The organism is Variovorax sp. 05T418 (assembly GCF_056396385.1).
In genome coordinates this window covers 140,056-148,840 of record NZ_JBFTLJ010000007.1, presented here as the reverse complement: position 1 = coordinate 148,840, position 8,785 = coordinate 140,056, and the positions used below count along the sequence as shown (strand labels likewise).

Here is an 8,785-nt window from a genome sequence, read left to right as displayed (position 1 = left end):
GCCTTTGTTCGGGGTTCAGCGAGCGAGGCTCAGACCGGCAGGTCGCCGGCGGCCTTGCCGAGCCACTTCTTCGACATGGCGTCGAGCGTGCCGTCCTTCTTGGCGGCCGCAATGATCTCGTTGACCTTGGTCTTCAATGCGGTTTCGCCCTTGGCCACGCCGACGAAACAGGGGCTGTCCTTCAGCAGCAGCTTGAATTCGGCGCTCACCTTCGGGTTCTTGGCGAGCATGTCGCCGGCCACGGCTGCGCTGGTGGCCAGGGTCTGCGTCTGGCCGGCCACGAAGGCCGCGATGGTGGCGTTGTTGTCCTCGAAGCGGCGGTAGTCGACGTTCGGCGGCGCCACCTTGTTCAGTTCCTGGTCTTCCATCGCGCCGCGCGTCACGGCAACGGTCTTGCCGGCCATGTCGGCAAAGCTCGTGAGCTTCATGCTCTTGGCGGCATACACGGCCTGGAAGAAGGGCGCGTAGGCGGCGGAGAAGTCGATCACCTTCTCGCGCTCGGGGTTCTTGCCGAGCGTGGAGATCACGAGGTCGGCCTTGCGCGTCTGCAGGTAGGGAATGCGGTTGGCGCTGGTCACGGGCACCAGCTCGACCTTGACGCCGAGCTTGGCGGCGATCAGCTCGGCCATTTCCACGTCCAGGCCCTGGGGCTTCATGTTCCTGTCGACCGAGCCGTAGGGCGGATAGTCGGTGGGCACGGCGATCTTGATGGTCTTGGCCTTCAGCACGTTGTCCAGCGCGTTCTGGGCCTGTGCACCGCCGGCGGCGGCCAGCATGGCGATGGATGCAAGCGCGAGCGAGAGGTGGCGTTTGGACGAAGAGAAAGTCATAGCAGGGCTCCTAGGTAAGTCGATGAATCGGTGTCGTCGGGGGAGGGCGCGGCGGCCTTGCGCCGCCGGGGAACGGCCGCGGCGGTTTTCTTGTTCTTCTGCTGCAGCGGCGCCAGCGCGTCGCGCAGCTGCGCGAGCGGATCGGTCGGCGCCTGCACGCGCAGCGCCGACTGCACCGTGCCGATGTGCGCGGCCATCAGCGCCTCGGCGGCGGCGTGGTCGCCCCGCTCAAGGGCGGCGACGATCTGCACGTGGTCCTCGCAGGACTGCACGGCATCGTGCGTGGACTGGTAGAGCATGGCGATCAGCGTGGTGCGCGCGGTGAAGTCGCGCAGCGTGTCGGCCAAGAGCGTGTTGCCCAGGCATTCGGCCAGGCACACGTGGAAGTCGCCGAGCAGGAAGCTGCGGTTGCCGACGTCGCTCTCTTTCAGTGCGGCCTTTTCACGCTGCAGGTGCGCCTTCAGCTGGCGCAGCGCGGCCTTGTCGATCTTGCCGGTACTGCCCGTACTGCGGATGAGGCCGAGCTCGATGACACGCCGGGCCTCGAAGGCTTCGCGCGCCTCGTCCTGCGAGGGCTCGATCACGAACCAGCCGCGCCGCGCACTCACCGTGACGATGCCGCGCGCCGCCAGCCGGGTGAGCGCCTCGCGCACGATGGTGCGGCTGCAGTCGAACAGCATGGCCAGCGGCTGCTCGCCCAGGCGCGAGCCCGGCGCGAGCTTCTGCGCCATCACCGCCTCGACGATGCGCGCACTGATTTCGGATGCGGATGTAGACATTGGCATGCATACCAGCAGCTTTTGTGCCAACTGGTATGCAAGCTATGTGCACCGAAATGGGTTTTCGCTGCGTGCCGGTGGTGCATGGCGCTGCTGTTCAGGGCGCGCTCCCGCCGACGGGGTACCTTGCTCCGCGAATGTCCTCCGGCCTTCGGCCTCCCCCTTTATTTCGCTGCGCAAGGCACCCCATCAGCGGGAGCGTTATGCGGAGCGGTGGTTGATCAGCGATGCACAACGAGCGTGCCCTGGTGCACAGGGCATCGGGTGCTCCCCGCAGCGAAATAAAGGAGGAGCCGAAGGCGGGGGACATTCGCGGAGGGGAGTACCCGGTGGCCTGTGCACGCCGCCCTGAACAAGAGCAACCCGGAACTGCCAGCGATCAATCCATCCGCGCGCCCGAAGCCTTCACCGCCTTGTCCCAGCGCGGCGTCTCGGTGGCCAGGAAGCGCGCAAAGTCCTCGCTGCCCAGATAGGCCGGGTCCGCGCCCTGGCTCACCATCCGGTCGCGCACCTCGGCGCTCGTCAGCACCTGCTTGAACGCGTCGCTGAGCCTGGCGACCACGTCCCCGGGCGTGTCCTTCGGTGCGAAGAAGCCGTAGAAGCCCACCACCTCGAAGCCCTTGACGCCCGACTCGATCACCGTCGGCACATCCGGCAGCGCGGGGTTGCGCTCGCGGCTGGTCACGGCCAGCGCGCGCACCTTGCCCTGCTTGTGGTAGTTGGCCGCCTGCGGAATCGACTCGGCCATGAACTGCACCTGCCCGGCCATCAGGTCCGTGAAGGCCGGGGCGCTGCCGCGGTACGGGATGTGCACCATGAAGATGCCGGTGGCGGTCTTGAACATCTCCGGCACCAGGTGGCTGATGCCGCCGTTGCCGGCCGAGCCGTAGTTGACCTGGCCGGGCCGTGCCTTGGCGTAGTCGATGAACTGCCGCAGGTTCTGCACCGGCAGCTTGGGCGTGACCAGCAGGGCCAGCGGCTGCATCGCGGTGCGTGCGATGGGCACGAAGTCGCGCTGCGTGTTGTAGGGCAGCTTGCTGTAGAGCGCGCCATTGATCACGGCCACGCCGGTGTTGGCCAGCATCAGCGTGTAGCCGTCGGCCGGGCTCTTGGCGACCGCATCGGCGCCCACCGAACCGCCCGCGCCGGGCTTGTAGTCGACGATCAGCGGCTGGCCCAGCACCGCCTGCAGCTTGTCGGTCAGGAGGCGCGCATGCTGGTCGAGCGGGCCGCCGGCCGGAAAGCCGATGACGAGCTTGATCGGCTTGTCGGGGTAGGCGGCCATGGCGGCGCCGCCGATGCCGAAAGACGCGATTGAAAACAAGGCCGCCAGGAAGGCGGCGCGGGCTGGGCGGGTCATGGATCGTCTCCTCTTTTTTTTCAAGTGGAGACGATCATAAGCAGCGGTTCAAGCGGCGAGCGTCGCCTTCAGCGTGATTTCCGGCACGCTGGCCAGCGCCTTCGACAGCGGGCAGCCGGCCTTGGCGGCGGCCGCGATCTGCTGGAACTTCGCTTCCTCCAGCTTGGGCACGGCGGCGTCGAGCTCGAGCGCGATGCGGTCGATCTTGAAGCCTTCGCCGTCCTTGGCCAGCCGCACCGCGGCCTTGGTGTCGATGCGGGTGGCGGTGAAGCCCTCTTTCTCCAGCGCGAAGGCAAAGGCCATCGTGAGGCAGGCCGCATGGGCTGCGCCGACGATCTCCTCGGGGTTGGTGCCGCGCTTGTCGTCCTCGAAGCGGCTGGCGAAGCCGTAGGGATAGTCCTTGAGGGCGCCGGTCTCGGTGCTGACCTGGCCCTTGCCGGTCTTGCCGGCGCCTTCCCAGTGAACGCTTGCGTGCTTGTCTGCTGCCATGAAAACTCTCCTTCGGTCGGGGTGACGGGTGGTGGGAGACGCAGGTATCGCGCGGAACGCCGCGCTTGTCTGTAGTCGCAGGGCGCATGCGATGAAGATCGCGAAGATCGAGCAATGCGCGCAGGGCGTCGCCAAGGTGACGCCTCCGGGGGCTTCCCCGATGGGAGCGGCGCGCGGCTCGGCTTAGGCTGCGGCCTGTCTTCTTTCTCTCCCTCTCCCTCCGCCCGCCTTGACCATGCAACCACGCCCGCACCACAAGTTCTGGCCCAAGCGCCTTCCGCATTCGATCACCGTTCCTGCCACCTCGCTGTGGCACAACCTCGCGACCTCGGCGGCGCGCTATCCGGACAAGGCCGCGCTGGTCTTCTTCGGCCGGGTGCTGAGCTACCGCGGCTTCGCGGACCAGGTCGAGCGGCTGGCCGGCACGCTGCATGCCCTGGGCGTGAAGCGGGGCGACCGCGTGGTGCTGGACATGCAGAACTGCCCGCAACTGGTGGTCGCTCATTTCGCGATCCTGCGCGCCAATGCGGTGGTGGTGCCCGTCAACCCGATGAACCGGGCCGAGGAGCTCAAGCACTACATCGTCGACCCCGACGCCAAGGTGGCCATCACCACCGGCGACCTCGCCGGCGAGCTTGCCAAGGCCAGCAACGCGCTGCCGCCCGCGCAGCAGCTGGCCCACATGATCGTGACCCAGTTCACCGATGCCTTCGACGCCGATGCGAGCGGCGACGACGCGCCGGCGCCGGCCTGGAAGGAGTGGCTCGCCACGCGCCATCCGCTGCCCGAGCTGGCAGGCGGCAAGGCCATGGCCTGGACCGACGCGCTGGCCGCGGGCCATGCCGCGCCCGAGCATGTGGTGGGCGCCAACGACATGGCGCTGCTGCCCTACACCAGCGGCACCACCGGCCTGCCCAAGGGCTGCGTGCACCACCATTCGAGCCTCATGCACAACGCGGTGGCCGGCCAGCTCTGGGGCCAGGCCACCTCGGAAGCGGTGGTGCTGGCGGTGGTGCCCATGTTCCACATCACGGGCGTGGTGAGCATGATGCACACCTCCATCCTCGCGGCGGCCACGCTGGTCATCATGCCGCGCTGGGACCGCGAGGTGGCGGGCCGGCTCATCTCGCGCTGGAAGGTCACGAGCTGGACCAACATCCCCACCATGGTGATCGACCTCATGGCCAGCCCCAACTTCGCGAGCTACGACCTGTCGAGCATCACGCACATCGGCGGCGGCGGCGCGGCCATGCCGCAGGCCGTGGCGCAGCGCCTCTTCGAGCAGTACGGCCTCAAGTACCAGGAGGGCTACGGCCTCACCGAAACCGCCGCGCCCTCGCACACCAACCCGTCGGACCATCCCAAGCAGCAGTGCCTGGGCATTCCGTTCATGAGCACCGATGCGCGCGTGGTCGACCCAGACACGCTGGCCGAAATGCCCATCGGCGAATCGGGCGAGATCATCATCCACGGGCCCGAGGTGTTCCAGGGCTACTGGAAGCGCCCCGACGCCACCCAGGCGGCCTTCGTCGAGTTCGAGGGCAAGCGCTTCTTCCGCTCGGGCGACATGGGCCGCATGGACGAGGACGGCTACTTCTTCATGACCGACCGCCTGAAGCGCATGATCAACGCGAGCGGCTTCAAGGTGTGGCCGGCCGAGGTCGAGCTGCTGATGTTCCGCCATCCCGCGATCCAGGAGGCCTGCGTCATTTCCACCCGGGACGACTACCGCGGCGAATCGGTCAAGGCGGTGGTGGTGCTGCGCGCCACGCACAAGGACACCACCGAGCAGCAGATCATCGACTGGTGCCGCGAGAACATGGCGGTCTACAAGATCCCGCGCAAGGTGCAGTTCGTCGACGCGCTGCCCAAGAGCGGCAGCGGCAAGGTGATGTGGCGGCTGCTGCAGGAAGACGAGAACGGCGCGCGGTAACAGCGGGTTTGCGGCCGGGGCGCGGCGCATTTCGCGCCGAGAATCCGGGGCTTCGACCGCCCGATTTTCCCCGCCCATGCGCCTGCGCTTTCCGTTCGCCGTTTGTCTTGCGTTGCTGCTGCTGCCGCTGCTGTCGCAGGCCGCTTCTTCGTCCCGCACCTGCCTGGTGGTCGGCATCAGCGACGGCGACACGCTCACGGCGCGCTGCGGGCGCCTCGGTGCCTACGAGGAGGTCAAGGTGCGCATTGCCGCCATCGACGCACCGGAGCGCGCGCAGCCCTACGGCCAGCGCAGCAGGCAGGCGCTGAGCCGCATCTGCTACTTCGAGCAGGCGGTCATCACCGAGCGCGACACCGACCGCTACGGCCGCACCGTGGCCGACGTGCGCTGCAACGGCGAGGATGCGGGCACCCGCATGGTGGCCGAAGGCTGGGCCTGGGTGTACGACTTCAACGGCATCGCCACGCGCCGCGGCGGCGAACTGTTCAAGCTGCAGGACAGCGCGCGTGCGCAGCGGCTCGGGCTGTGGGCCGGCGCCAGGCCGCAGCCGCCCTGGGAATGGCGGCGCCGCCAGCGCGAGGACCACCCGGACCGCTTCCTGTTCTGAGCCTACGACTCGCTCTTGCCCCGCACGTCCGCCACCACGCGCGCATTGCGCTGGAAGCTCCAATAGGCGCTGGCCCAGTCCATCAGCACCACGATGCGGTTGCGGAACCCGATCAGGAAGTACGCGTGCGCGAACAGCCAGAACAGCCACGCGAGCCGGCCGCTGAAGCGCAGCGGTCCCAAGGGCGTTTCCAGGTCGACCACCGCCGAATTGCGGCCGATGGTGGCCAGGTTGCCGTAGTCCCGGTAGCGGAAAGGCACGGTCGGCACGCCCGCGATGCGGCGAAGAATGTTGGCGGCCGCCGCGCGGCCCATCTGCTTGGCGCCGGGCGACACGCCGGGCACCGGCTTGGGCGGCTTGCCGGGGGCGTAGCTCAGGGCCGCGGCCAGGTCGCCCACCACGCTGATCTCGGGATGGCCCGGCAGGCTCAGGTCGGGCTCGACCTTGATGCGGCCCGCGCGGTCGCATTCGGCGCCGGTCGCCTCGCCCAGCATGCGTCCGAGCGGCGATGCCGCCACGCCTGCCGCCCACACCACGCAGCTGCTGTCGATGCGGTAGCTGGTGGCCGGAGCACCGCTGGCACCGCCGCCGGCTTCCACTTCGAGGCCGGTGGCGTCGATGGCGGTCACGCGTGCATTGAGCCGCACCTCGACGCCCAGCCGCTGGAGCTGCTCCAACGCCTTCTGGCTCAGGCTCTCGGGCATGGCCTGCAGCACGCGCGGCCCGCCCTCGACGAGCAGCACCTGTGCGCTCCCCGGGTCGATGCGGCGGAATTCGCCGGAGAGCGTGTGCTTGGCGATCTCGGCCAGCGTGCCGGCCATCTCGACCCCCGTGGGGCCGGCGCCGATCACCACGAAGGTGAGCAGGGCGCGGCGGCGCTCGGGGTCGGTGGCGGTTTCGGCCGCCTCGTAGGACATCAGCACGCGGCGGCGGATCTCGAAGGCGTCCGACAGCGTCTTGAGGCCCGGCGCCAGGGGCGCCCATTCGTCATGGCCGAAATAGCTGTGGGCCGCGCCGGCCGCGACCACCAGGTGGTCGTAGCTCACCAGGCTGCCGTTGGCCAGCCGGAGCGCGCGCGCGGCCGGATCGATGGCACTCACTTCGCCGAGCAGCGTGGTGATGCGCGGCTGCGCGCGGAACAGGGCCCGCACCGGCGCTGCGATCGACGGCGCGGCCAGTCCGGCGGTCGCCACCTGGTAGAGCAGCGGCTGGAACAGGTGGTGGTTGGTCTTTTCGATCACCGTCACGTCCACGTCGGCGCGTTCGAGCCGGCGGGCGGCTTCGAGTCCGCCGAATCCGCAGCCGACGATGACGACATGGGGGCGGGCGGAGGCGTTGGTCGTTTGCATCGAACAGATGATACGCAGCCGCCCTGCACGCCGGCCGATCTTGTGCCAAAGTGGCTCCCCCCACCGATGGTTGCCTGTGCCTCCCCCCGGGCCACGGCGTGCCAAGGGCGCGAACTTGTCCTACGCGCCTTTGCAACGGCCATCGGCTACAAATTGCGGTTGACCCGACTGGAGACACCATGACGCTTTCCCGGCCGATCACCCAGGCGGCGAGCGCGCTGCGCGGCAAGTTCCGCGAAGTGCGCGCCGCCAGCCTGGCACTCGCCGCGCCGCTCTCCGCCGAAGACCAGTGCATCCAGTCGATGCCCGACGCGAGCCCGACCAAATGGCATCTCGCGCACACGACCTGGTTCTTCGAGACCGTGCTGCTCCAGCCGCATGCGGCGGGCTACCGGCCTTTCGACGAGCGGTTCCATTACCTCTTCAACTCGTACTACGAAGCGCTCGGCCCGCGCCATCCGCGCCCGCAGCGGGGGCTGCTCACGCGCCCTTCCGTGGACGAGGTGCATGCCTACCGCGCCCATGTCGACGAGGCGGTGCTGGCGCTGCTCGACGACGCCGACGGCGAGCGCGATTGGGCGGCCATCGAGCCCATCGTCACGCTCGGACTGCACCACGAGCAGCAGCACCAGGAGCTGCTGCTCACCGACATCCTGCATGCCTTGTCATGCAACCCGCTGTTGCCCGCCTACCGGCCCGCGGCCGGGCCCGCGCTGCGGCTGGCTGCCGTGCCGCCGGCCATGCGCTGGCTGCCGCAGCCCGGCGGCATGGTGCAGGTGGGCCACGAGGGGCCGCAGCAGGGCTTTGCCTTCGACAACGAAACGCCGCGCCATGCGGCCCTGCTGCAGCCCTATGCCATGGCCGACCGGCTGGTGAGCTGCGGCGACTATGCGCAGTTCATTGCCGACGGCGGCTACCAGCGCCCCGAGCTCTGGCTCTCCGACGGCTGGGCGGCGGTGCAGGCGCAGGGCTGGCGCCATCCCGCCTACTGGCTGGCCGCCGACGACCCGCGGCTGCAGGCCCAGCAGCCGCAGGGCGGCTGGCAGGTGTTCGGCCTGCATGGCGTGCGGCCGATGGAGGCCGATGCACCCGTGTCGCAGCTGAGCTTCTACGAGGCCGCCGCGTATGCCGAATGGGCCGGTGCGCGCCTGCCGACCGAGTTCGAATGGGAAGCGGCCTTCGATGCGCCCGGCATCTCGCAGATGACCGGCCACGTCTGGCAGTGGACGCGCTCCTCCTACGACCCGTATCCCGGCTTCAGGCCCATGCCCGGCATCGCGGCCGAATACAACGGCAAGTTCATGGTGGGCCAACTGGTGCTGCGTGGCGGCAGCGTGGCGACGCCGGCCGGGCACACGCGGCCCAGCTACCGCAATTTCTTTCCGCCGGCGGCGCGCTGGCAGTTCTCGGGGCTGCGGCTCGCGAAAGACATCTGAAT

The 8,785-nt window shown here is 68.9% G+C and carries 8 protein-coding genes; 3 read left to right on the top strand and 5 right to left on the bottom strand.

The window, feature by feature from the left end; all coding sequences use genetic code 11:
• Window positions 1-29 precede the first annotated feature (29 nt).
• The 4 genes from AC1DMS_RS16245 to AC1DMS_RS16230 form a co-directional block, all read right to left on the bottom strand.
• A complete protein-coding gene (locus AC1DMS_RS16245; RefSeq protein ID WP_478181390.1) occupies window positions 30-830 on the bottom strand; it encodes a transporter substrate-binding domain-containing protein in 801 nt (266 codons plus the stop codon).
• A complete protein-coding gene (locus tag AC1DMS_RS16240) occupies window positions 827-1,609 on the bottom strand; it encodes a GntR family transcriptional regulator (protein WP_015866445.1) in 783 nt (260 codons plus the stop codon). The genes AC1DMS_RS16245 and AC1DMS_RS16240 overlap by 4 nt, the downstream gene beginning before the upstream one ends.
• 379 nt (window positions 1,610-1,988) lie before the next feature.
• Window positions 1,989-2,969 (bottom strand): Bug family tripartite tricarboxylate transporter substrate binding protein, encoded by a 981-nt coding sequence (locus tag AC1DMS_RS16235; protein ID WP_478181389.1) that lies wholly within the window; start codon window positions 2,967-2,969, stop codon window positions 1,989-1,991.
• 48 nt (window positions 2,970-3,017) lie between these two features.
• Window positions 3,018-3,458, bottom strand: a complete 441-nt coding sequence (locus AC1DMS_RS16230) for an OsmC family protein (RefSeq protein WP_018907542.1) — start codon at window positions 3,456-3,458, stop codon at window positions 3,018-3,020.
• 235 nt (window positions 3,459-3,693) lie between these two features.
• Here AC1DMS_RS16230 and AC1DMS_RS16225 point away from each other — a divergent pair, with 235 nt between their 5' ends.
• Complete coding sequence (locus AC1DMS_RS16225) at window positions 3,694-5,391, top strand: long-chain fatty acid--CoA ligase (RefSeq protein WP_278875799.1); 1,698 nt, start codon at window positions 3,694-3,696, stop codon at window positions 5,389-5,391.
• Between the two features lie 76 nt (window positions 5,392-5,467).
• A complete protein-coding gene (locus tag AC1DMS_RS16220; RefSeq protein ID WP_307596243.1) occupies window positions 5,468-5,998 on the top strand; it encodes a thermonuclease family protein in 531 nt (176 codons plus the stop codon).
• 2 nt (window positions 5,999-6,000) lie between these two features.
• On the opposite strand, the gene AC1DMS_RS16215 is transcribed toward AC1DMS_RS16220, so the two are convergent.
• Entirely contained in the window at window positions 6,001-7,347 is a 1,347-nt protein-coding gene (locus AC1DMS_RS16215) for an NAD(P)/FAD-dependent oxidoreductase (protein WP_015866440.1), read from the bottom strand.
• Between the two features lie 179 nt (window positions 7,348-7,526).
• Here AC1DMS_RS16215 and egtB point away from each other — a divergent pair, with 179 nt between their 5' ends.
• Window positions 7,527-8,783, top strand: a complete 1,257-nt coding sequence (gene egtB / locus AC1DMS_RS16210; RefSeq protein ID WP_015866439.1) for an ergothioneine biosynthesis protein EgtB — start codon at window positions 7,527-7,529, stop codon at window positions 8,781-8,783.
• Window positions 8,784-8,785 lie beyond the last annotated feature (2 nt).

Excerpts from the sequence above, each read along its gene's own strand:
- AC1DMS_RS16245 (WP_478181390.1), bottom strand. The coding sequence starts at position 830 with ATGACTTTCTCTTCGTCCAAACGCCACCTCTCGCTCGCGCTTGCATCC.
- AC1DMS_RS16240 (WP_015866445.1), bottom strand. The coding sequence starts at position 1,609 with ATGTCTACATCCGCATCCGAAATCAGTGCGCGCATCGTCGAGGCGGTG.
- AC1DMS_RS16235 (WP_478181389.1), bottom strand. The coding sequence starts at position 2,969 with ATGACCCGCCCAGCCCGCGCCGCCTTCCTGGCGGCCTTGTTTTCAATC.
- AC1DMS_RS16230 (WP_018907542.1), bottom strand. The coding sequence starts at position 3,458 with ATGGCAGCAGACAAGCACGCAAGCGTTCACTGGGAAGGCGCCGGCAAG.
- AC1DMS_RS16225 (WP_278875799.1), top strand. The coding sequence starts at position 3,694 with ATGCAACCACGCCCGCACCACAAGTTCTGGCCCAAGCGCCTTCCGCAT.
- AC1DMS_RS16220 (WP_307596243.1), top strand. The coding sequence starts at position 5,468 with ATGCGCCTGCGCTTTCCGTTCGCCGTTTGTCTTGCGTTGCTGCTGCTG.
- AC1DMS_RS16215 (WP_015866440.1), bottom strand. The coding sequence starts at position 7,347 with ATGCAAACGACCAACGCCTCCGCCCGCCCCCATGTCGTCATCGTCGGC.
- egtB (WP_015866439.1), top strand. The coding sequence starts at position 7,527 with ATGACGCTTTCCCGGCCGATCACCCAGGCGGCGAGCGCGCTGCGCGGC.